The 23510-nt window shown below is 64.7% G+C and carries 18 protein-coding genes; 8 read left to right on the top strand and 10 right to left on the bottom strand.

The window, feature by feature from the left end:
- Positions 1-77 precede the first annotated feature (77 nt).
- Positions 78-944 carry an SDR family oxidoreductase gene (locus ACQPYR_RS28510; RefSeq protein ID WP_433622023.1) on the bottom strand — a complete coding sequence of 289 codons (867 nt, stop codon included), beginning with the start codon at positions 942-944 and terminating at the stop codon, positions 78-80.
- Between the two features lie 38 nt (positions 945-982).
- Complete coding sequence (locus tag ACQPYR_RS28505) at positions 983-2275, bottom strand: NADH:flavin oxidoreductase (protein ID WP_433622022.1); 1293 nt, start codon at positions 2273-2275, stop codon at positions 983-985.
- Between the two features lie 125 nt (positions 2276-2400).
- Here ACQPYR_RS28505 and ACQPYR_RS28500 point away from each other — a divergent pair, with 125 nt between their 5' ends.
- The 4 genes from ACQPYR_RS28500 (at position 2401) to ACQPYR_RS28485 (ending at position 6425) form a co-directional block, all read left to right on the top strand.
- On the top strand, positions 2401-3045 hold the full coding sequence (locus ACQPYR_RS28500; protein WP_433622021.1) for a TetR/AcrR family transcriptional regulator: 645 nt from the start codon (positions 2401-2403) through the stop codon (positions 3043-3045).
- A 321-nt stretch (positions 3046-3366) separates the two neighbouring features.
- Positions 3367-4620 (top strand): AMP-binding protein, encoded by a 1254-nt coding sequence (locus tag ACQPYR_RS28495; protein ID WP_433622020.1) that lies wholly within the window; start codon positions 3367-3369, stop codon positions 4618-4620.
- Between the two features lie 24 nt (positions 4621-4644).
- Positions 4645-5427: an EthD domain-containing protein gene (locus ACQPYR_RS28490; protein ID WP_433622019.1), complete on the top strand. Its 783-nt coding sequence runs from the start codon at positions 4645-4647 to the stop codon at positions 5425-5427.
- Positions 5428-5768: 341 nt separating this feature from the next.
- A complete protein-coding gene (locus tag ACQPYR_RS28485) occupies positions 5769-6425 on the top strand; it encodes a TetR/AcrR family transcriptional regulator (RefSeq protein WP_433622018.1) in 657 nt (218 codons plus the stop codon).
- Between the two features lie 10 nt (positions 6426-6435).
- Here the strand turns inward: ACQPYR_RS28485 and ACQPYR_RS28480 are convergent, their stop codons facing one another.
- Positions 6436-7524, bottom strand: coding sequence for a porin PorA family protein (locus tag ACQPYR_RS28480; RefSeq protein WP_433622017.1), 1089 nt, complete (start codon positions 7522-7524; stop codon positions 6436-6438).
- Between the two features lie 487 nt (positions 7525-8011).
- On the opposite strand from ACQPYR_RS28480, the gene ACQPYR_RS28475 reads away from it, so the two are divergent.
- Positions 8012-8176, top strand: coding sequence for a hypothetical protein (locus ACQPYR_RS28475; protein WP_433622016.1), 165 nt, complete (start codon positions 8012-8014; stop codon positions 8174-8176).
- Positions 8177-8204: 28 nt separating this feature from the next.
- Here ACQPYR_RS28475 and ACQPYR_RS28470 read toward each other — a convergent pair whose 3' ends face one another.
- Complete coding sequence (locus ACQPYR_RS28470) at positions 8205-9701, bottom strand: hypothetical protein (RefSeq protein WP_433622015.1); 1497 nt, start codon at positions 9699-9701, stop codon at positions 8205-8207.
- Positions 9702-10256: 555 nt separating this feature from the next.
- Here ACQPYR_RS28470 and ACQPYR_RS28465 point away from each other — a divergent pair.
- From ACQPYR_RS28465 to ACQPYR_RS28455, 3 genes are all read left to right on the top strand, one after another.
- Entirely contained in the window at positions 10257-10793 is a 537-nt protein-coding gene (locus tag ACQPYR_RS28465; RefSeq protein ID WP_433622014.1) for a hypothetical protein, read from the top strand.
- A 444-nt stretch (positions 10794-11237) separates the two neighbouring features.
- Positions 11238-11777 carry an RDD family protein gene (locus tag ACQPYR_RS28460; protein ID WP_433622013.1) on the top strand — a complete coding sequence of 180 codons (540 nt, stop codon included), beginning with the start codon at positions 11238-11240 and terminating at the stop codon, positions 11775-11777.
- 223 nt (positions 11778-12000) lie between these two features.
- The gene (locus ACQPYR_RS28455; RefSeq protein WP_433622012.1) at positions 12001-13113 is read left to right on the top strand and encodes a BTAD domain-containing putative transcriptional regulator; all 1113 of its coding nucleotides are present in this window, start codon (positions 12001-12003) and stop codon (positions 13111-13113) included.
- Between the two features lie 274 nt (positions 13114-13387).
- Here the strand turns inward: ACQPYR_RS28455 and ACQPYR_RS28450 are convergent, their stop codons facing one another.
- From ACQPYR_RS28450 to ACQPYR_RS28425, 6 genes are all read right to left on the bottom strand, one after another.
- Positions 13388-15478, bottom strand: coding sequence for a serine/threonine-protein kinase (locus tag ACQPYR_RS28450; protein ID WP_433622011.1), 2091 nt, complete (start codon positions 15476-15478; stop codon positions 13388-13390).
- A 202-nt stretch (positions 15479-15680) separates the two neighbouring features.
- Positions 15681-16469, bottom strand: a complete 789-nt coding sequence (gene istB / locus ACQPYR_RS28445) for an IS21-like element helper ATPase IstB (RefSeq protein ID WP_433622010.1) — start codon at positions 16467-16469, stop codon at positions 15681-15683.
- Positions 16469-17689: an IS21 family transposase gene (gene istA, locus ACQPYR_RS28440; RefSeq protein WP_433635261.1), complete on the bottom strand. Its 1221-nt coding sequence runs from the start codon at positions 17687-17689 to the stop codon at positions 16469-16471. The genes istB and istA overlap by 1 nt, the downstream gene beginning before the upstream one ends.
- A 315-nt stretch (positions 17690-18004) precedes the next feature.
- Positions 18005-19042, bottom strand: coding sequence for a cupin domain-containing protein (locus ACQPYR_RS28435; protein ID WP_433622009.1), 1038 nt, complete (start codon positions 19040-19042; stop codon positions 18005-18007).
- A gap of 579 nt (positions 19043-19621) precedes the next feature.
- Entirely contained in the window at positions 19622-21907 is a 2286-nt protein-coding gene (locus ACQPYR_RS28430) for a DNA/RNA non-specific endonuclease (protein ID WP_433622008.1), read from the bottom strand.
- Positions 21873-23018 carry a S8 family peptidase gene (locus tag ACQPYR_RS28425; protein WP_433622007.1) on the bottom strand — a complete coding sequence of 382 codons (1146 nt, stop codon included), beginning with the start codon at positions 23016-23018 and terminating at the stop codon, positions 21873-21875. Before ACQPYR_RS28425 ends, ACQPYR_RS28430 begins: the two co-directional genes overlap by 35 nt.
- Between the last annotated feature and the right edge of the window lie 492 nt (positions 23019-23510).

The following is a 23510-nucleotide window of genomic DNA, read 5'->3' as shown; positions in this document are numbered from 1 at the left end:
TGCAGATCGTTTGTGGGTGCTGAACATAACCCTGCGTGTACGACTATCGGCTGCGGATGGTGCGATCCCGCGAGCCCTTACCGGTCGCTGCCGAACGCGCGCTCGTGATATGCACTGCGCGCCGAGATGTCGGCGTCACGGGCGATCGCGTCCACCTTGAGAGCGAGCATGGCTCGCTCACGGAGGGCGCGCGGCAGCAGGTTTCCGAGCTGTATGCCGATGCGCTGGTCGGCCGGCGCCCATACCTCGAAGCGGTTGCGGCGCACGGCGTCGATGACGGCACGGGCGCAGTCGTCGGGGCTGATCACTCGCAGTAGACGCGAGGACCGCCCGGTGCCGTCGATCATCTGGGTCCGCACCTGTCCGGGATGGACGACGCTGAAGCGTACTCCGCTCTCGCGGTATTCCAGCCGCAGCGCCTCGGTCAGGCCGACAACGCCGAACTTGGTCGCGGTGTATACAGCGCTTCCCGGTTGCGGTACTCGACCGGCCGCGGACGCGACGTTGACCAGGTGCCCGCCGCGGCGCGGCAGCATGCGTTGCAGTGCCAGGCGTGAGCCGATGATCGGCCCCATCAGGTTGACGTCCAACTGGCGGCGGCTGACATGGGACGGCTCGGAATGGAACGGGCCCATCCAGTCGACGCCGGCGTTGTTGATCATGACCGTCATCGGCCCTATGGCGTTCTCGGCAGTATCGAGGAAGGACGCGAAACTCGCTTCGTCGGTGACGTCGAGCGCGGTCCCCAAGGTGTCGTTGCCGAGTTCGGCGGCTGCTTGCTGGGCAGCGTGGCCATCGATATCGCCGACTGCGACATACGCGCCCGCGTGGACGAACTGCGTGGCGATCGCACGGCCGATGCCGTGTGCGCCACCGGTGATCACGACGCGCGCGCCGCGTAGCGTGTCGGTGTCGGAGGTGTTGCGGGATCTGTTCGTGAACATGGTTATTCCTTGTCTTCGGATGGTTTTTCCGTGGATGGTTATTGATTTCCGATGCCCGGGGGCGCGATGGACTCGCGCCGGTACCGGTCGATCATCAGGTCGCGGGTGTATCGGATCTCGTCGCTGTAGCAGTCGATCGGCATGCCGCCATGGCGGGCGATACAGCTGTTGCAGTACGCGCAGTCCGGGGCATCGGAAGTCTCTTGCAGGACAGTGCGGTACAGGTGGGGGTTGGCGATCATCGCCCGGGCGGCGGAGACGGCGTCGACCTTGCCGCTGTCGATCGCCGTCTCCATTGCGCGCCGGGTGTGGAATCCACCGACACAGATGATCGGGATGTCGAGGGCGTCGGTGAACCGTTGCGCCTGGGGAAGGTTGAATCCCTCCACTGGAGGGCGCAGTCTCCCCGCGACGTATTCGAAGACCGGGCCCAAGGCGCGTCCGAACGCTTTCTGGCCCGCAGACATATCCCGACCTGAGCCCACAGTGAGACTCGCATGGAAGAAGCCCTTGTATCGTCCCTGGATTGTGCCAGGCCACGATTCGTAGTGCCCGCGGGAAATCTCTATGGAGTCGGCTCCCTCGTCTTGTAGCCACTTGGCGACTCGGACGAGTTCGTCGGTGGTCGCGCCCGCCCGGAGGGGGAGATCGTCGGTGCCGTTGAGCTTGATCAGAATCGGATAGTCCTCGCCGAGACGGGAACGCACACTGCGCAGGACCTCGAGCAGCAGCCTGGCCCGATTGTCGAGGCTGCCGCCATAACGGTCGGTTCGGCGGTTGGTGTGCGGGGTCAGGAACTGATTGAGCAGGTAACCGTGTGCGGCATGGATCTGCACACCGTGGAATCCTGCCTGTCTCGCACGTGCCGCCGCGGCGGCGAATGATTCGACGACCGTCGGTATCTCGTCGGCCCGGAGTGGGGACGGCTTGGTGCCCAGCATCGGTTCGCGGACCGCGGATGCGGAGACGATGCGATCGACTCCTGGTGCGGGACTGGCTATCTGGCGACCGCCGTGGTTGAGTTGTGCGATCAGTTTCACGTCGCGCCCGTGGGTGAGGGCGACCCAGTCGCGTAAGCCGGGGAGCTTGTCGTCGGCGTCGATACCGGCCTGGTGCCCGGCGGACTTGCCCTGCGCCGAGACGAAGAGATTGCCGGTAACGATCATGGGTGTGCCGGCCTCGACGATCGGCTCGTAGAATCGCAACAGTTCATCGGTGACGAAACCGCCTGCGGTGGAGCGGGTTTCACTGGTCGCGGATTTGAACAGCCGGCCCCGAAGGGTCATGGAGCCGATGGACAACGGCGTTTCGAGCACACTGCGCTCGGTCATGCGGGTATGCGCTTTCTCTGCAGGCCGTACGCGTCGCGAGTCGACGGACGGAGGTTGTCGACGCTCCGTCGTTCAAGTTGACAGAGTGTCGAGAATGGTGCGTAGCCGTCGGTAAACTCACGGCCATGGATTCAGCAGTCGAGCCCACTCCCCGGCCTTCCACTCGGGGTCGCCGACCGCCCGCTGTCAGCGGTGACGATCGCGAGCGGGCGATCCTCGCCGGCGCGGAGCGACTACTGGCCGAACGGCCGCTCGCCGAGATTTCCGTGGACGATCTCGCCAAGGGGGCCGGTATTTCGCGGCCGACCTTCTACTTCTATTTCGCGTCGAAGGAGCAGGTGCTGCTGTCTCTGTTCGACAAAGTCATCCAGGAGGCCCGCAGGAACCGCGGCGACGCCTTGCTGCACCTCGACGAAGGGGAGGAGCAAGGCTGGCGGGCCGCGATCGGTGCGTTCGTCGACACCTTCGCCGCTCACCGCGCGGTCGCTTCCGCAGCTGTCGCTGCGCAGTACACCAGCGTCGCGGTGCGGGAACTGTGGTCGCAGGTAATGGAGCAGTTCGTCGAGGACGCGCTGATCGCGATCGAGGCCGAGCGTCGCCGCGGCGCCGCGGCGGCGGGGATTCCGGCACGCGATCTGGCTACCTCGTTGAGCTGGATGGTAGAGCGCAATCTTTTCATGACCTTTGCCGTACAGGGGCCTGCGGTGCCGGAGCAGCGGCTGCTCGACACCCTGGTCTCGATCTACATGTCGGCGGTCTACCGGCGGTGACGGCTGCCGTCGACGCCATCCGTCGACGGCAGTCACGATTGAAAATTCCACTTCGCCGCCGGGGCCGGTGGCAGGGGCGCGAGCGCGTACCCGTTCTCACGGAATTCGTCCTTTCGATTCCGGCCGTTCGAGGTGACCGGAGCCGCTGGAGTCCGCGCGCAGTGATGGCGACCACAACAGCTGGGACCCGACTCTAGGTGAGGGCTTGACCTCGGTCAACACTGTGTTGATAATCTCGTCACTATGTCGAGAAGGCGGCGATTCGTTGCGTCCGAGCGACCGACATTGCACTAAGCGAGCACAAAGGACCGGAGCACCACCGTGACCACGACAACATCGACCTTCTCCTCCGTGGGCGCCCGCTTTTTGGCGCAGTGCGCCAGCGCGCCGCACACGGAGGCCTTTCGCGCGCCGCGCCCGGATGATCGATGGGAGTCGCTGACCTGGGGTGACACCGCGTCTCGGAGTCGGCACCTGGCCGCGGGGCTGCTCGCCTTGGGAGTGAGCACAGAGGATCGGGTAGGTATCGCGAGTTCGACCCGGCTCGACGAGATCGGTTTCGTCACCACGATCGACGGCCGCATCGACCGCATTTTCGACAACCTGCCCGTGGTCCGCCCCAGCTTCATGGCCGCCGCGCCCCGGATCTTCGAGAAGATCCACAGCCGGGTCGCCATCGCGGCGACCACGAACGGCGGGCTACGGAAAGCCTTGTACACCTGGGCTTTCCGCATCGGCATCGACTCGGTGCGTCGGAAGGCGGCGGGCGAGCCCGTATCTCGTCGGCGCACAGTGCAGATGGCGATCGCGGACCGGCTCGTGTTCGCGCGCATCCGTGCCCGCTTCGGTGGCAACCTCGAATACCTGGTGTCCGGCAGTGCCGCCCGCTCACCGCAGATCGCCGAATGGTTCACCGCCGCAGGCCTGCCGGTGCTCGAAGGGTATGGGCTGACCGAGACGACCGGCGCGTCGTTTGTCAACCGCCCGCGCGATATCCGGATCGGCACGGTGGGCATCGCGTTCCCCGGCACCGATGTGACGATCGCCGAGGACGGTGAGATCCTGCTGCGCGGGCCGGGCATCATGCGCGGCTATCACGGCGTGCCCGAACAAACCGCCGCGGTGCTCGACGCCGACGGATGGTTCGCCACCGGCGACATCGGCGAACTCGACGCCGACGGATTCCTCCGGATCACCGACCGCAAGAAGGATCTCGTCAAAACAAGCGGCGGCAAGTACATTGCCCCGACGGCCATCGAATCCGCGGTCAAAGTCGCGTGCCCGATCATCTCGCACGCGATCGTCATCGCCGACGGGCGCAATTTCGCCAGCATCCTGCTGACTGTTGACCCCGATGCCGCCGTCGGCATGCCCGAGCAGGCGATCCGCGACACCGTCCAGCGCGCCCTGGATTCGGTCAACGCCGGGCTCAACCGGTGGGAGACGATCAAGCAGTACCGCATCCTGCCTCGCGAACTCAGCGTCGAATCCGGCGAACTCACGCCCAGCCTCGAGATCAAGCGCGCGGTCGTCGCACGAAACCACGCGGACTTGATCAAGAGCATCTACACCTGAACCGCACTACCGAGAGAGTCGACGATGACCTTTCCCATTCACACCAGCTCCATGCTGTCTCCGCTGATGCTTCGCGGCGACATGCCGCGGGAGGTAGCCACTACCTATTGGGCGAGCACGCATGCAGATAAGGTCGAGAAGCTGCCCAATCTGGTGGAGTACACCCAGCGGCACTTCTCGACCACCGACCACGGATTCTGGCCGGCCACCGCCGGAGTCGGCACGCGCATCCCCGAGGATTGGCGTCTGGATGGATGCGCCGAGCTCCGGTTCCGCAGCACGGTCGCGACCCTTATGACCGCTCCGTACGCCCGTGAGGTGTATCTGGACGAACAGAACGTCTTCGGCAAGGTAATCGGACACGTGACCGGCCCTGGCGGTGGTCGCTGGTGGACCGACGGTTTCGACGAGACCATCGGGCATCACGTCATGCTGCTGTTGCGCCGCCGCAGCGGGGTGCGCGGGTCGGTGTTCCGCGAATTCGTGCACGGGGGCGTAGGACGTGCGCTACTCGACGCGGGCGTGCGGGACGTGCGCACCTATACCTTCCTGCCGTGGACCAGGTGGTACAACACCTCGCCCGGGGTGTGCCACGACAACCCGCTGGAGCACCGCCATCACGGTGCCGTTGTATTCGGTGTGCCGAGCCGTGGGGCAGTCGACGAACTCCTGCGATCACACTCGGTCACCGCTCTGATCGACCAGCAGCACACCGCCTGCACCGCCGTGCACGCCTACAGCGTGGAACGTTCGGTGCCTGTGGTCCGCGCGTACCCGACGGTCTCGAAGGCTTCTTCGAGAGGCTGACTCACGACCAGCTTCGAGCATGGACTCGACGCGGTCTCGTCGGCCGCCACGCCAAGGCTCCGCATCCGCGGACCAGGATCATCTGGTCGCCGCCTTTTCGCGGCCATCGCGCCCCGTCACTGACCCGCGGCCCGTTGGAGTCCGCAGTGACCATCGAGGATCGATTTCGGTGTAGTCAGGTCGCGTTGCGGGGCGATCGTGCCGAACTGTCGCCGAAAGTGACTGTGCCGCAGTGAAATTCCGCGGAGCATCAGGCGCTGTCGATCCGAGACAGATGCTCTTTGATCCGTGGGATGCGCAGTAGCGCGACCGATAAAGCTACACGATGTAACATCGCGCGTATGCCCGCGTCGTCAGTAGCCGCAGAACGCCCTAAGCGTGTCCGGCTGCCGGTTGCCGAGCGGGAGACGCAGCTCCTCGATATCGCCGAGAAGTTGTTCACCGAGTGGGGCTTCGAGGGGGTGACCATCGAGGACATAGCGCGTGCGGCGAATGTCACCCGGCCCGTTGTCTACCAGCGCTACGGATCGAAGGATGCGGTCTTCGTCGCGTGTGTTCGGCGGGCTCGTGAGCAATGCGAGCAGATGGTTTTCGACCGTGTGGCTGCCGCCCGGGACAACCTCACGGCGCGGATCAAGGCGGGCAGCGCGGCGTATTGCGACATCATCACCACCGATCCGCGCCGCTTCAACTTGCTTTTCACCACGTCGGCGAATCTCGAAGGTCCTCTCGCCGAGGAACTTCGGGGCCTGCGCCAGAACTCCATCAATGCGACCATCGAGATGGCCAGACCCTATGCGCCCGACTTGAAAGAGGAGGCGCTCACCGCATTCGCGTACGCGGTGTCGGGTATCGGTGAGCAACTCGGACGCTGGCTGCTCGCCAACCCGCGGATGTCGCGGAAGAAGTTCGTTGTCTACTACACGGCCGCCGTCGAAGGTGTGGCCAACAACATCTTGGTCATGCCACAGGCCGCGAAGCGGCCGGCTCGCGGCTGACCTCGTTGCTCTAGCGTCGCTGCGGTTCTAGAAGTTCGTGTTGGGCGCGGACGGGCTGGCCCAGTAGGGGATCGGCGGCCGCGATCTCGATGTCCGGGGCAGATCGCCCGGCGCGCCTGCGGCCAGTCGAGCGGATGGCCGCCGCGATGGCGAGGATCGTGAGTGCGGCCGATGCCAAGACGATCGGCAGATAGGTTCGGAAGACTGTCAGTTTCCGCCCACTATCGGCCATGAAACGCGCCGCCTCCGCGGCTGATTGGTCGGTGCTGTGCAATGCCAGTTTCGAAAGCGGCAGTACGGGAACGAGCTCGAGATCGACGAACACATTCAAGATCGTGGTTTGCTCGGCGGCCAGTGTGATCGGCGCCCCTAGTTGCTTGTCCAGCGTCATCGACGTCGTGTCGTCGATGGTGAACCCGATCGGCACCTCGTTGGGAAGCTCGGGAAGGACAGCTTTCAAACCAGCGGAGTACCGAGCAGGCAAATTCGGGGCGATCATCTCGAGTAGCAGCTTCGGGATCGTCGTCCCGTCACCGGTTTTCGCCATATCCGCGATGGCGGACTGGTACGGGACAAGGAGTTGATGGTCGGCGACAAGTCCGGTCGCCGTACCGCTGAATCCGTACGCTTCTCGGCCTTGGATCTCGCTCGCGCCGGTGAATTTCATTCGCTGTGTCTTGTCGAGCACCGGGTTGTACACCTTGAAGCTGTCCTTGCCGGCGCCGATCGGTCGTGAAATCACCATGCCGCCGAGCTGATCCTGGACTCTTGCTCCCGATGGTGCTCGGCTCTGGCCGTAGTCGGCCCGATCGACGGCGTAGCGGTACTCGGAAGTCAAGGGTCCTGACGGCAGGTCCAGGACGGTGGTGGATCTGATGACGGCCGTCGCCCAATCGGTCTGCTCGACGGCGGTGTCCCGTTTGGCAGCCACGGCCGTCGGCGTGCCCAGGTCGAAGGTCGCCGGATCGAGCGTCTGGTACTCACCTATCAGTTGCTGCGACGATGCGAATCCCTCCGGCAGCCGGCATGCGAACGGCACGCCGACGAACCTGACGAGCGCTGCCGCGACCAGAAGTGCGATGCCGATGGTTACCCGCATTCGGGTGGAACGTATGTGCCTCACAACACTCTCCACTCTGCCGCTCGCCAACTGTGGTGCACGACACGTCAAGGCGAGATCGTGATCTAAGTTACACCGCGTAGCTACGGAGTGTAAGTATGGTGAGGTATCGCGTCAAACCAGCCTCAGCTACGGCATGTAGCTTCCGGCACGAATTGATGGGTTCATCAGAAGTGCTTGACATCGGCCTTGATCATATCTGAAGATTTCGTCACTAATATCGGAAGTGATCTGCGGACTCGAACACGTTGGTCGACGCGGTGGGGTTCCCGATCTCGTCCCATCGGATGAATTCGTCGAACTGCCTTGAAAGATGTATTCCGCCATGGCCTTCGGTGAGTCGGCATCGAATGTCGTTGTCGTGCACGCGGTTGGTGACCGCGGGGCACTGTCGCTTCCACGTCGTCATGACAATTCTCCTCGAAGCCGAGTCCGCGGATGGTTGGGGCCGCCGCACCCCCGGGACGTGGTGGTCACCGAGGGTGCAGCGGGGCTGGGGGCCGGTTGCTCGACCGCGATGATCGAGTCGGCGGGGCCGCTGGTCTTCGTCCAGGGCGTCCCGGAGCCGGTGACCGGAGCACCGGCTGCTTATCCGGGTCAGCCCGAACACCGTGTCGCGGTGACGGGCTGACCACCGGAGCCCAACGGCCGCAGCGCGATCAGACGGTGTATCGATCAAGGACCTTCAGTCGCCAGCCTTTCGGCCACAGCGCGTCGTAGCGCGCCCGTAGGTCGTCATGCTCCCAGCCGTGCACCCACACCTCCGGTTCCCGCGTCTTGCGCCACACCGCTGTGATGCGCGGGCCGTTCAGGTTGTAGGTGCAGATGAACTTCAGTCGCCACCCGCCGGACCAGAGCTCGTCGTAGCGCTGTTCGAACTGCTCGTACGTGGCGTCGTAGATCTGGACCTCGCCGACGGTGGACGGTTCCCACGCTGCGGTGTAACGAGGTTGTCCGTTCACGGTGACGACGTCGACGAGCTTGAGCCGCCAGCCTTTCGGCCACAGCTCGTCGTAGCGCGCCCGGTACTGCGCGTACGTGGCGTCATAGATCTGAGTCTCACCGCCCTTGCCGGGAACCCACACCGCGGTGTATCGGGTCTGACCGCCGACTACGTACCTGGTGAGCAGTGTGAGCCGCCAGTTCTGGGGCCACAGCTGGTCGTACTTGGCTTTGTATTCTGCGAATGCCGCGCCGTAGATCTGGATTTCACCACCAGTGCCGGGACGCCACACTGCGGTATAAAGGGGTTGCCCGTTCACCGTGACGGCGTTCAGGCTGTGCAGGCGCCAGCCTTTCGGCCACAGCTCGTCGTAGCGTGCCCGGTACTGGGCGTACGTGGCGTCATAGATCTGAATCTCGCCGCTCGTGTTCTGCGTCCACGCCGCTGTGTAGCGGACCAATTCCTGCCGTGTGGTCGTGACCGACCCGGTGAGCGTCCAATCGCCTTCATTGCGCCACCGCTGGGAGAAATCGATGACCGGGGCGCTGAGCTCGTCGTAGCCGAACACCCATCCGTGACTACCGATGAGGTCGTCGTTGTCACCGAAGGTGGCGAACCAGACCTTCTCAGGGTCCGACATCGCGGCTTTCACCGCTTTCGTGACCTTGTCGGCTGCGGCGTCTTTTATGGCAGCCAGCTTGGTCTCGATCTCGGCCTTCGTCGGAGCGGTCATCGCGTGCTGGAACTCGGCGGCCACCTCGGTCACGCCCTTGGACACGGCTGCCACCAGTGCGGCGTAAGCCTTCCGTGGGACATCGCCGGGCCAGCCGTCCTCCTCCATGAGCACGACCACGACCCCGGCGAATCCAGGCAGATCGTTGCCGAACCTGGCCCGCAGCGTCTCATCGACGATGGGGATCGGCTTCAGGGTGCTGTCCCACGTGCCTAATGCGGCGGGGACGCCCACATTGTGGCCGACGTTGACGGTCTTTCCTTCCTCGGACCTGCCGAGGTTACCGTGACCGCCGGGGCGGGCTTCGATCACCGGCGCCCCGGCGAGGCCGGCAGTTGCCGACCGCACCGCGTAGCCCTCGCCATCGACTTTGAAGAAGACCGGCCACAGATACGGTGCAGCATTGCCCAATCCGTCGCCCTCGTCATGGCAATGGAGGTTCTTCAGGGCGATCTTCACGTTCAGGGTTGCGCGAGTCATGGTTTATCTCCTTCGTTGGCGGAAGCGGACTTTCGGCTCCCTCTGTCCGGTCGACCGGACTGGCACCAATGCTTCGGCCCCTCGCTTGCCACCGGCTGACGGAATCCTGGCAACCCCGAAGCACCGACGCCGACGGTCCGATCGGGCAGTGATCAGTTCGTCGTCGGCCGGACGCAGGATGTGCAGGGGCTTGAAGAAGTTTTCCGGTAGTAGTCGCCGAAAAGTCACCGAAGTTCGGCACAGCGCCTATCCGGACGGGGCACCGGGCCGAAATCCGTTGTTACGCGCGGCGACCGGGACCCTCCTTTGGCGGAGAGGTCCGATACCCGCACGGTGCGATACCAGCTGCCGTTGACGACGATGTAGCCCGGCGGCGGTGACCGCCCCGACCAGGTCGATATGGATCGTGATCACGCCACTGTCGGGCACAGCTCGTTTTCGGGGTGCAAGGGCTGCCAGCTGGTGATCAGTTCGCGACCTCATTGTTGGTTCCAGAAAGTCCGATCCGGTGGAGCCGGAAACCCGCCTCCACCCAGACCTGAAGGAGAAGTAGTTATGGCGAACGTGTTTGTCGATGAGATGAAGTGCGTGGACGAAACAGGTACCGGTATCGACGAATGGACGTCAGATGATGTCTACCTGCTGTTGTTTCGGGGCAGCATCCCGACCGGTGTCAACCTTGCCTCGCAGACGGAGTTCACCGTGACCGGGCCAGGTAGCTTCTGGAACGAGATGGACGACGGAGACCGTCGCACCCGTGACGTCGCGGTCGCCGCGTACGACCCCAAGTCCCTGTACGTCGTTCAGTTGATCGAACAGGACAACGGTCGCGACGTCGCCGACGATGCGACGGCCGCCTATCGGAGCGCCCTGAATCTGGCATGGACCGGGGCGCTGGCGCGCACGGTCGGCCAAGCGCCGGTCCAGCGGGCCGATGTGCTCGCCGGGACCATCTCGGATGCGCTTCGGAGCTTGCACACCATCTACATGGGTGTCCCCAAGCAGGGCAACGACGACCCTATCGGTCGCCCGCAGCGCCTGTCGCTGCCCACGCGGCAGGTCGATCGCGGTGCTCGCCTTCCGAGGCGATAGCGGTCATTACCGGGGCACTTTCAAGGTGGCCTGATGTGAAGGCGGACGGCGCCGTAGCTGGCTCCAGGCGATACGGCGCCGGTACCAGGCACTCCGTGACAGCCGGTCCCGCTGCACCCGCAAGTGATCATCGCACCCGAATGTGCAGCGGGCCGAGCCGATCCGTACATCGAACTTCGAGGAGAAAAGTATGACGACCCTATGTCGTCGAGCACGGCGCCTGAGCGGAACGCAGACGCCTGGGAATGACCGAGTGGTGGAAACGAGTAGTCGGCCACCCGTGTTCGCGGGAGCGGGTTGTCGCACGATGATCGGGCAAGCGAACGTCGTGAACCGGCCCACGAAGTCGGCACCCACGTTCTTCATGGTGGCCGCCGATGAGGCACCCGCCCCGGTCGAAACGCATGGCCAGCCGGACGCGGGCATCGAGGATCGGAAGATATCGTGACGAACCTGAATTCGGATCCTGGACGACCAGGCTACTTCGGGTACCCGCAGTACCGGCAGGAGAACCTGCGCTGGGGGCAGCCGCCGATGTCGCCCTCTGTTTGGCCGCAGCCTCTCCCGCGACGTGACTATCCGTATGCGTCGTGGTGGTCTCAAGTCGGCGCCTATCTGACCGACGTCACCCTGGCCGTGGTGCCCACCGTGATCGTCGCGGGTATCGGACTCGCCATCGCCACCGAGCCGACGAGGGTCGCCCGGGAGCAGTACGGTCCATCCGCGGAAGCCGAACCCAACTGGCTGGGATTGGTGATCGCGGGGCTCGGGGTGTTCATCTACCTCGCGATCGCCGTATCGAACCAGGTGATTCTGCAGGGCAGAACCGGCCAGTCCCTCGGTAAGAAGTGGGTCAGGATCGCAGTGATCGAGGAAGCACCGGGCGACCGTTGGGGCCATCTCTCGCCCTTGCCCGGTGGTGTGCCCAATTGGCGATCAATGTCGTCGGGAACAACTGCCTTTTCTGTATTCCGGGCCTGCTGAACGGCCTGTGGCCCCTCTGGGACGCCAAGCATCAAACCTGGCATGACAAGGTCGTTCATTCGGTTGTTGTGAGGATTCGTAGTTGAGTAAGGAGGAGCATTTGTTCGGCTCGGTTATCTCAGCGGACCTGGCTGCGTCTGGAACACTTCGCCGGAACAGCGAGGCTGGTTGTGCATCGACGAGTGCGGTGCCCGGCACCGGCGAGGTTGGGGTGGAGGTGATCGTGCCGCGGATTGATGTTCGTGTCCTCGGGCCCGTGCACTTGTTCGTCGATGCGCGGGAGTTGCGGTTGGGTGGTCCCAAACCGCGGGCCATGCTCGCGATGCTGACCATCAATCGGCAGCAGCGGGTGTCGACGGAAGCCTTGGCGAACGCGCTGTGGGACGGAAACCCGCCCAAGGCGTACACCAATAGTCTGCAGGTGTTCGTCGCCAGACTGCGTAACCTCTTGAAGTCGGCCGGGGTCGACTCCACCATCCTGCGTACCGTCGCCCGCGGTTACCGCCTCGACATCTCCGATGCCGAATGCGACGTCGGGCGATATGCATCAGCCTGTAAGGCCGGCAGAACGGCCAGCAAATCCGGGGACCCGGCCACAGCAGCGGCGCACTTCCAGCGCGCGCTCGATCAGTGGAGCGGCACGGCGTTGGCCGATCTGCTCGGTTTCCGCTACGCCGACGATTTCTCGACCGCGATGGAGGACGAACGCATCACCACGGTGTCGGAGCGGATCAGTGCGGATCTGCTGTGCGGCAGGGCCTCCGACGTCGTCGGCGAACTACGGACGCTGGCCGACAAATATCCATTTCGGGAGCCGCTGTGGGGGCAACTGATCACCGCGCTGTACCTGTCGGGCCGACAGGGCGACGCGCTGGAGGCGTGTCGCAGGGTGCGGGCGATGCTGGCCGACGAATTGGGAATCGACCCGTGCGCGGAGCTCGTCCGGCTGGAGCAGCGGGTGCGGCGGCAGGAACCGATCCTCGTGGCGGAGCCAGCCGCCACGATGCAGGCCAAGACGCTGCTCACCACGGTGGCCGAGATCCCGAGGACTCACCGCAGCGGGCGGCTGCGGTTCGACGACGGCCGTGTCGTCGCGGTCCTCCCGAAGGGGTTGCAGATCGGGCGCGGTCCCGACAACGATCTGACGTTGGACGATCCGAAGGTCGGCCGCTGCCACGCGCAGATCGTCCCACGCCGGGAAGGCCTCGCGATCAGGGACCTGCACTCGATCAACGGTGTCTACGTCAACGGCGCACTCATCGAGCTCACCACCCCGCTGTCAACCGGCACCGTGATCCGGATCGGTTCGACAACGATGACTTTCGAAGAAACATGACCTGCTGTTGTCGTGCGGTGCACCCACCGCGGAACGTTGGTGGCGACGGCTGTGTGCCCACACCTCGTCCGGCACGAACAGCGGCTCGGCAACGCCGCCGATCGTCGGTCCGAAATCAGCGAGTTCGGCGACAACGAGACCGCAGGATCGGACCTGGCACAGTGCCGGCGCGTCTCCAATGGTCTGGACTTCGTGCCCGAGCACCGGACCCCGCACAGGCACTTCGGCCCAGCAAGTTCGACAGCCCCCGACAGGAACTGAAAACGCAGGGACTTCACCGGGTAAAGAGCCGCACCTGCGACACGCCTGTCCCGTTCCTTATCTGGTCGGTGTACTTCGGATCGATGACGAGGGTGTACTCGCCGTCGACCGACAGGGCAGTGGTATCGACGGAGCCGCCGTCACTGTGGATGCATCCATTCGCGATCTCCTTGCCGACCGGGTCGCGCAACGACAAGGAGCAGTCGGACGGCAGGGTCGACGGGGCCACCTCGACAGATACCTTCTGACCCGCGGTCCCTTGGAACCGGAAGCGGCTCACGGCGCCGGGAGTGTCGATTTTGCTGGTGACCGGGGTCCCGTCTGGGGAGATTGTCGTGTCCTGGTCGATGACGGTGAACAGCCGCACCTGCGACTCGCCGGTTCCGTTCTTTATCGGGTCGGTGTACTTCGGATCGATGACGAGGGTGTATTCGCCGTCGACCGGCAGGGTCGTGGTGTCGATGAAGCCGCTGCCGTCACTGCTGATGCATCCGTCCGCAATCTTCTTGTCGATTGGGTCGCGCAACGACAACGGGGAACACTCAGAGGGCAGGGTCGACGATGCGATCTCGACGAACACCTTCTGGCCCTTGGTGCTGTGGAACCGGAAGCGGCTCACGGCGCCGGGAGTGTCGATTTTGCTGGTGACCGGGGTCCCGTCTGGGGAGATTGTCGTGTACTGGTCGACGACGTCGATCACGCGTACCGTGGCTTTGCCGGTGGTGTCGTTCGACGGACGCAACACCACGGAGTACTTGCCGCTAGCCGGCAGGGTCGTGGTGTCGATGAAGCCGCTGCCGTCACTGCTGATGCATCCGTCCGCAATCTTCTTGCCGACCGGGTCGCGCAACGACAACGCGGAACACCCAGAGGGCAGGGTCGACGAGGCAACCTCGGCGAATACCTTCTGCCCCTTGGTGCCGGTGAATACCACCTCGTCTGTGTCACCGGGTTTGGTAATGCTGAGCGTCTTCTCGGCAACCTTGCTGTCGGGCCGCGGGTGCGGCCAGATCGTGTAAACCCCCACCCCGAGGATCAGCAGAACTACCGCGATCGCTGCGGTGGTCGATCGCCTCCGCCACCATGGCGTCGCCGGCCTCGAGCGCAGTACCTGCTGCGCGGCCGCGACGATTTGTCGGCAACGTGTCAAGAAGCCATTGGCGCGATTCGTGGATACGGAAATGTGGTCTGGTTGATCGGCCACCGTGTCGGGCAGTGGTGTCGATGGTGTCGCATCAGTGGCGGCGTGGGCGGGTGCGGCCGAGTCCAAGGCTTGTCGGGCAGCCGCGGCGAGGGCGCCACAACTCGGTGGACGATCATCGGGGTTCTTCGCCAAGGCCTGTTCGATGACGCTGTCGAAGGCTCTGGTCAGGCCGGCGTCGCGGGCAGCGGTCGCCCGGCTTGGTTGTGGGATCGGTGCCTCGCGGTGCGCACACCACAGTTGCTCCGCTGTACCCGAATAGGGTGGGGATCCGGTGAGCAGGTGGTAGAACGTGCAGCCGAGGGAGTACACGTCCGCGCGAGCATCGACTGCGGTGAAGTTGAACCGTTCCGGCGCGGTGTAAGCGAAGGTGGCCAGCAGCATTCCTTTGCTGGTCAGTCCCTGGGTGTCCTCGAGCGCCTTCGCGATGCCGAAATCGGCGACGACCACCCGCTCGTCCTGACCGCCAGCCGGTTGGCCGAGCAGGATGTTGGCCGGTTTGACGTCACGGTGCAGCACACCGTGTGCGTGTGCGAAGTCGAGCCCCTTGGCGGCCTCGGAGATGATCCGCACGGCCCGAGCGACCGGTAGCGCACCGCGTGTCCGCACCGCTGTGGCAGCGTCGCCGCCGTCGATGTATTGCATCGAGATCCAAAGCTGGTCGTCTTCGCTGCCGCGGTCGTAGACAGCGACGATGTTGGGGTGTTCGAGCGTGGCGATGTGATCGGCCTCGCTCAGGAAGCGGTGACGCGACTCGTCGTCGGCGCTGTCCAACAGCTTGAGCACGATAGATCTCGGAAATTTGGGGTCGCGCGCCAGGTACACCGCGCCCATACCGCCAGCGCCGAGCCGGCGTTGGATCAGGTAACCCGCGAACGTTCGGCCGGGGGTCAGTTCCCGCATACACACCATTCTCATCCCCGACCGCCGCTCGTGCGTGATGTTTGCTGACGACAGGCATCGGCACTGAGTCTGCGTCGAACCAGCGGCTTGAACAGCAGATACTCACATATCCGTTGGAACTTCCGCGATTGCTACTTCCTGTCGACGCTCTTCGAATTTCGGCCGGTGGCGCTCTTCGAAAATCAGGCCACTTGATGGTTGTCTAGTCTGCCGTGTTGTCTGTCCGCATGGACGGGAGTGTGTCGATTTCGGTGTTGCGGAGTCGGTAGCTGTTGCCTTTCAAGGTCAATACGTCGGCGTGGTGGACGATGCGGTCGATCATCGCGGCGGCGACGACGTGGTCGGAGAAGACGTCTCCCCAGCGGGAGAACGGCAGATTCGATGTCAAGATCAGCGAGGCGTGTTCGTAACGGCTGGAAACCAGTTGGAAGAAAAGGTTCGCCGCGTCCTGCGCGAACGGGATGTAGCCGACCTCATCGACAATCAAAAGCCCGTAGCGGCGCAGCTTGGCCAGCTCCGCGGCCAGGCGGCCCTGCTGGTGAGCGGTCTGCAGGCGGGTGACCCATTCGACCGCGGTGGCGAACAAGACCCGGTGGCCATGGTGGGCGGCGGCGATGCCAAGCCCGATCGCTAGGTGGGTTTTGCCGGTGCCGGGCGGCCCGAGTAGCACCACGTTCTGGGCTTTGGTGATGAACTGGCCGGTGCTCAGGTGGGCGATGGTGTCGCGTTTGAGGGCGGGTTGGTGGTCGAAGTTGAACTCCTCGATCGCTTTGCGGGCGGGGAATCCTGCTGCGCGGATGCGGATTTCGGCGCCGGAGGACTCTCGGGAAGAGACTTCCCGCGACAGGACCGCGGCAAGGTATTCCTCATGCGTCCAGCCCGCGTCGCGGGCTTGGTCGGCCAGGCGCGCGGCGCTGTCGCGGATGCGAGGGGCCTTCAAGGCGTTGGCGTAGTACTCGATCTGTTTGGCGGTGTCGCGGGGTGCGGCCATCACGCGACTGTCTCGTTGTTGAAGTCGACCCCGAAGCGGGCGTCGTAGTCGGCGAGGTTGCGCACCAATCCACCATCATCGCTATCTGTTCGGGATCGCTTGTGTCCGAACGCTTCTCGTAGTCGGGCGGCGGTCTTGACATGGGCGGGCTCGGTGATGGTCAACGCTTTCGACCAGGCTCTGCGGTGAGCTGCGACGAGCAGTCCGTCGCAGCGGGCGGTGACGGTGTCCAGATCGGCGTGGACGTCGATCATCCGGCCGATCACGGTCGGGTCGATCGAGTAGTCGTTGCCCAGAACCCGCAGGTAGTAGTCCCGTGGCAACCGGGCCCGGTTGCTGAACCCGACCGCCGGGCTGATCGGCGGCAACGCTGTCATGCCCGCCCGATCGGCGCCGATCAACTCGGCAGGGCTGGCTGCGATGCGGCGGACGTGTCGAGCGTTCGCGATCGGCAGCCACTCGGCGAGCTGGGTGTTGAAATCGGTTGGTGAATCGAATGACCGGCCCGGCAGGAACGAGGTTTCCAGATAGCCGTTGACGCGTTCGACGATGCCCTTCGATTCCGGGTCGAAGGGTTTGCACTGGATGATGCGGGTGGCCAGCATCCCGGTGAACGCGGCCACCCCGGCCGCCAGATGACCGCCCTTACCGATACCGGATTCGTTGTCCCACAACAGTCTTCGTGGAACGTTGCCCAACTGCCCCGACAGCAGCGACCACATCCCGGCCAGCAGATCCGCCGTCGTTCGGGTCGGGATCATCATCGCGGTGATGAACCGCGAGAACGAAGCCACGATCACCAGTACCGGTGGTGTCGCGATCTGCCCGGCGCCCAATGGAATCGGTGTCGGTGGGAACCACAGATCACACTGCGCCTGATCACCAGGCCGATACTCGAGCCGATCGGCTGGATCCTTCGGCGCGTACTCCGGGCGCAGCTCGGCGACCTTCTTACGGAACCATGACGGTGACCCCGACCAGCCCACCCGCTCGGCGATCACTGCCGCCGGCATCACCGGGAACTCCGCCAACAACGCCCGCACCAGCGGTTCGAACTCATCGAACGCCGAGGGACCCGACACCCGCTGATATCGCGGGGGCGAGTCGGACTTGATCGCCCGCGAGACCGTGTCCCGCGAAATACCCAACCTGGTCGCGATCGCTCGCATCGACAGGCCCTCGCTCGCATGGAGATACCTGATCTGCGCCCAATCCTGCACTGAGATCACCCTTCCGATCGTGGATGGGTGGCCGATTTTCAAAGAGCGCTAGTGGCCGGATTTTCGAAGAGCGCTGACACTTCCGTCGCCAGTTGCATCGGATGCGAACTCGCAATGGTGCGCACATCGATCGGTTCGAGGCAGCAATTGGCTTCACCCGCAGTGGGAGGTTGGCTCGCCGGATGCGTGGAGCCAGTGGAGTCGGTCGCTGGCGGCGCGGCCGTATGCGACGTTGCAGCTCGATATCCACAGGTCGTGGAAGGCCTTGTTGGGACGTAACTTTCGGAGCAGGCAGTGGCCTGCATTCGTCGACCGCTACGAGACGAGTGGGTTGTTCCGGGTGACGATCAGCGGATCGGAGGGGGTGAAGGGGAGGTCGGGCAGTGCATCGAGCGCAATACCGAATGTCGCGGCGAGGACCTTGCGGGAGTAAGCGCTCACCGAAGCGCGGTATCCGATGTCCGCGGGTGTCGGTTGGTCGAAGAAAATCAGCAGGTGGATTTGTGGTGAGTCGGTGACCTCGATGTGGTGGGGGTAGGCGCGGGGGATGAAGTAGACCTCGCCTTCGTGCACGGTGTAGGTGTCCAGGGTTCCGTCCGGATCCATGATTGTCATGCGCGCCGAACCTCGGTGGACATAACCCATTTCGGCGGTGACGGGGTGCCAATGCGGTTCCCGCATGCCGTCTTCGCGGATTCGCAGGGAGTACATCGAGATGTCGTGCAGGGCGGGCCAGAACTGTTCGCGGGCGGTACGCGCTGATCCGACCGGTGAGTCCACCGGCGCCGGCATCGCTTCGAGGGGGAAGTGGTGCGGGTCGCCGAACTGGGCGGTGGCGGGGACCTCGGGGGCGCCGTCGCGTCGCAGGACGAGCTTCGCGGTTGTGCTGCGCCGGATTGTGGCGAAGTCGGCTGCGGGTAGGTCGTAGGTGTTGCCGAGCACCGAGTCGGTCATCGCGCCGAGCGCGGCGCTGAAGCCGAAGCCCTCGGGGCGTTCGTGGCGGAAGGCCAGGATGAATTCCGCATCGGTGTCGCCGATGTTCTCGACGTGGTGCAGGGCGCCGGAATCGATGTGGAACATCTCCCCGGCGCGCACCAGGAAGGACGAGAAGTTACTGCCGCTGTCCAGTACCGATACCAGCGCCTGCCCGGCGGTGCAGTAGGTGAGTTCGGTGGCGTTGGCGTGCCAGTGCGGTTCCCGGATCGAGCCGGGCGCCAGGGTGAGGCGTTTGATCGAGAGCCCGCTGAGGATCGGGAAGTTGTCAGCGGTGAGCCTGGTCAGCGAGCCGAGTTCGCTACGGTAGATCTCTTCGCCTTGCAGAAGCGAGGCGGTGTGGATCGATGAGTGCGGCACGGCTCCTCCTTGATCGCGGTTGACCTCTTCTTTCGATCATGTTCCTCCTCGATGATCGGAATTCGGCCGAGTTCTGACAGGCAGGGCCCCGCCGCATAGGTAGCGACGTTCGGGTCCCTGCTACTGGGTCGGTCATTGACCAGAGAATTCTCGGTGGCTGAATCACGTTGGTGGGTGAGGTTCGCGACTGATCAGCCGAACCGCCCGAGGAACCCGATGTCGTTTGTGGAGACGTTGCCGGATGGGGAGCAGGGTTGGCTGGCTCGGAGGGGGATCGCGCCGGGGACGTAGTTCCTGTTGTCGCCGTTGTTCGAGTATGACGTGGAGTTGAACGCCTACTTGGGGTAGACGACAGGCGGAGAACCACCGGCCAATGCCGATGCAAAGCGCTGCAAGAATGATCGACCGAACCGTCACCCACGATTGAGGCGTACACGTGCCGGGTGACAGCGGCCGCCGCGGAGTCGTCAATAGTGTGTGGAGGGCGGCCGTGGTGTCGTGGTGGTGAAGGTGACGTCGGCTTGCCCGGCGCGCTGGCGGACCACCAAGATCCGTGTCAGCGTCCCGCACCGAGCCTTGTCATCGTCGGTCGAGTAGCTCGGCTGGTCGGTGCGCGGTGCGCTGACGTAGGCCGGTCCGAATGTCCGCTGCCCGTACGGCATCTCCGAAATCGAGGCCGGTGAGCTTCTCTACACCTTTGACCGTCGACAGGAAGTCCGCGACCCGGTCGAGTTCGCCGGAGTTCTGGAAGTTTTCCTCGCCCAGTGCTTCCGGTTCCAGGGCTTCTGGCCAGACCTCGAGTACTGGGCGTTGATCGGCGAGCATGGCCAGCGAGCGCAACCGCCCGTCTTCGACCCATACGGCGATCTTGAAGAACCGGCCGGGTACTTGGAGTCCCCGGAAGGTTCGGTCGGCCTCGTCGAATACAGGTCCGGTGAAGCAGGTGACGCGTTGATGTTCGGCGACCGCGTTGCGCAGCACGTAGTTCTCGACGGCACGCCAGAGCCGTCCGCCGCCTGTTAGAGGTTTCGCGGGATCGGCCGTGCCCTGGTTGAAGAACCCGACCTGCGGGGTGCAATTGGTGAAGTGGAATGTGTCGAGTTCAGCCGCCAGTGCGAGATCGTCGCTGCCCCAGACGGGGTCGAGCCGGCGAACCAGGTGCCCGCGCTGGAACATTCGAGCGATCCGGCCATTGCCGCTCGGAAAACCCGGAACCTTTTGTCGGGCATAGACCTCGGCGCCGGCGCAGTCGCCTGGCTCGATGCGGGGGTCGGTGTACCAGGTCTCGGCGGCTTCGGCGCCGTTCATCGACTCGAGACCGGGATCGGTTGGCAGCAACGGCTTCACGGTCTTGGTTTTGCGGTCGACGCTCTTGCTCGTCGAGCCGTCGATGTTCGAGGCGGTGAAGAACGCGAGCTTGCGGGACCGGTTCACCACGACGCTGAAGTGGTGGTATCGCAGCTCGAACGGGTCGTCGCCGGGGCGGGCCTGTTTGTTCGGTGCGGCCTGTGGGGCCAGCGCGGGACTCAACTTCGGCAGCGCAACCATATTGGCTGGCAGGAAGTTCGGGTTGTACCCGCTGCGCTCGGCGTAGTCGCCGCGCGGTGCGGCTTCCGAGGTGGTGACCACCGTCGGTTGCGCCGGCAGTTGCGGGATCCGGATGGAGATCTCGATGGGAACCGTCCATGTCATCGCGCCGTCCGCGGACATCCGGGGCCCGGCCACGACCGGCCCGGCCGGTTGTTGGGTGGCGATCGGGGCCGCGATGAGTCCCTCGCCGTTGTTTTGCTTGCCGAGTTCGATGACCGCGTCGATCCGGTTCCGGACCGGCTCCGGGAGTTCGGTCAGTCTCGCACCGAGCTTCGCGAGGATCGCCGTGATCCGGATGCCTTCGTTGACACTGACCGGAAGTGGTTGTCCGGCTGCGTCTTGCACCTGTCGCCAGGGTCCGCCCCAGTGGTGCAGCGCGATCACCTGCCAGTCGCTGTTGAACGCCGGTGAACCGGACGAGCCGGGCTCGGTGTCGGTGACGTAGTGCAGCACCTCGTCCAGCCGCGCAACGAGCCTGTTCTCCCGCAGGACGACTTCCTTGAGCCGGCCCATCGGATGCTGGACGATATTGGCGAACTCGCCGAGCATGTGCTTTTCCGATGAATCCGACAGCGGCACGAAGCCGAATTCGGCAAGCTCGCGGTCGCCGTCGATGCGCGCGCCGACCGCGACGATCGTGAAGTCGAGCCCCTCGACGTCGTCGGTGACGAACACCGAGGTGTCGATGGCATACCGGGTCACCGGGCGCGGGCGTCCGGCGAGGTCGAGTTCATAGTCGAATTCGAGGCAAAGCAGTTGCGCGGTCTCGACGTCCGGTATCACGTGATGGTTGGTGAGGAACAGCCCGGGACCGATGAGGAAGCCCGATCCCTGCGGATTTCCGGTTCGAAACGCGACGCGGGCGACAGCTCGAGCCACCCGCGTTCCCTTCTCGAGGAACGCGACGTTCACGAAATCCAGTGTGTCGCCGTAGATCTTCTCCGGCCGGTTGACCCGGGTGGCCGCGGCGACCGCCGCATTCGTCAACGGGGCGTCGGCCGCCGCGAGCCCTTCGCCTCCGGATTGCGCCGACCGGTGGATCACCGTGGCGGCCCGCTGCGCGTCGTCGGCGCTCAACTCGCCACTCGACTTCGCCTGCAACCGCGCGGCGATGCGCCGTGGGTCCGGTTCGGCGGCGAACGGGTTGCCGCGTGCCGCGACGTGTACCGAATGTCGGATCTCGGGTTCGCTGCGGGCCAGCCGGAGCCGGGCGACCGCTTCCAGGTCGGTGCTCATCGGTCTAGACCGCGACGGTCGGGTCGCCGGCGTCCGCAAGTTGGCGCCGAGCGAGGTCTTTCGCGCATGCGGTCAACGCGGCCATCGCGTCGACACGGCCGTAGCGCAGGCCGGAGTGCTGCACGTTGTCCTGCTCGTCGTCGCCGTCGATGATGTCGACCGCACTGCGGACCAGCCAGTCGCGAATCTCGTCGACACTCGGCAGGGCGCCGGTGACTCGGATGCAGAAGTCCTGCAACAGTGCCACGATGCCGGCGATCACCGGCGTCGCCTGGCTGGTGCCGTGCTGGATCGACTCGCCGCGATCGTTGTTGATGCCCGATGAGGTGATCGGTGCACCGGGGGCGAAGATGTCGGTCTCGCAGTCGCCGCCGACCTTGCGGTGCAGCCGCTGGGAGAACGGGGTGATGCGGTCGGGTGCCGTCGAGATTGCCTGCGCTCCGGACTGGTAGCTGAATCCGCCCTCGTTGGCGTCGTATACCGCACCGACACTGAGGGTTTCGCGGAATATCGCCGGATAGCTCATGCCCTGCGCGCTGCCGAACGCGAAGTAGTCGTTGCCGGCCGCGACGCAGCAGACGACACCGGCCGCCGTCAGCTCCCGGAAGAGGGCGCCGATCGCATCGCCGTCGAGATCGGCGTCGGTGTCGCGGTTGTCCGATGCGCCCAGCGACATGCTGACCACCGAAATGCCGTGCTGCGCACGGTTGTCGAGCACCCACTGCAGGGCGTCGCGGATCTGGGTGAAGCTGCCGCCGCCGGAGTTCGCGAGCACTTTCACCGCGACCAGCTTCGCGCGCGGAGCCATCCCGGTGTGGATCTCGCCGGCACAGACAATGCCGGACACGTTGGTGCCGTGGCCGTTTCCGTCGGCTGCGTTCTCGGAGTCGCCGTTGTTGTCGGCGGTGAAGTTGCGTTGGGCGACCACACGGCCCGCGAAGTCGACGTGCGTGGTGCGCAGCCCGGTGTCGAGCACGGCTACCGTCGCGCGGGCGCCGTCGACGTTGAATGTGTCGCGCGCCTGCATGGCCCGGACGAGTTGTGTCGCCTGGATGAGTTCGGGCAGCGCCGCCCGATCGTGCTGGATCGGCGGTTCGACCGGAACGACCTGCTCGGCGGCGAGTGTCGCGGTGCCGACTGATGTTGACATGGGAACCCCCTCAGGTTGATTTGCGTGATCTCCGCGCAGGAATATTCTCCGCCCGCGCCACGTGTCTGCATGGAGTAGCGCACTACCTGTTTCCGTCCCGGCCGGGTGCGTGAGTGCCTGTGAACAAACTGATCGAATAGCGGTCTCGGGCATTGTGAGCTGCGGTGATTGCTGGCGACCTATCGCCGAAGCGGTGATGGAGTCGTGGCGTGAGGAGCTCGCCCGGCGGAAGGCGGCGGCCATGGAGCAGGTCGAGCAGCTGCGTCGGCAGATCGCCGAGCTGAGGAACTACAGGTGTGCGAGCAGCAATCATCCTGCCTCAGGCACCGATCGCTGGAACAGATGTTGCATCGCGTCGCGGGGCGCGCCAGGGGAGTGCGGTTTCAACGATCCCGAGAGCATGGTCCGCGGGTGTCGCGGGCCAGATCCTGCCGAAGGGGCAGTGTCGATGCATATGCATCGTGCGAGGAATCGCGGCATGTCGGGTCATCT

This window comes from Nocardia sp. CA-120079 (genome assembly GCF_050955745.1).
Lineage (GTDB): Bacteria > Actinomycetota > Actinomycetes > Mycobacteriales > Mycobacteriaceae > Nocardia.
This window is presented reverse-complemented; position numbering and strand designations above follow the sequence as displayed.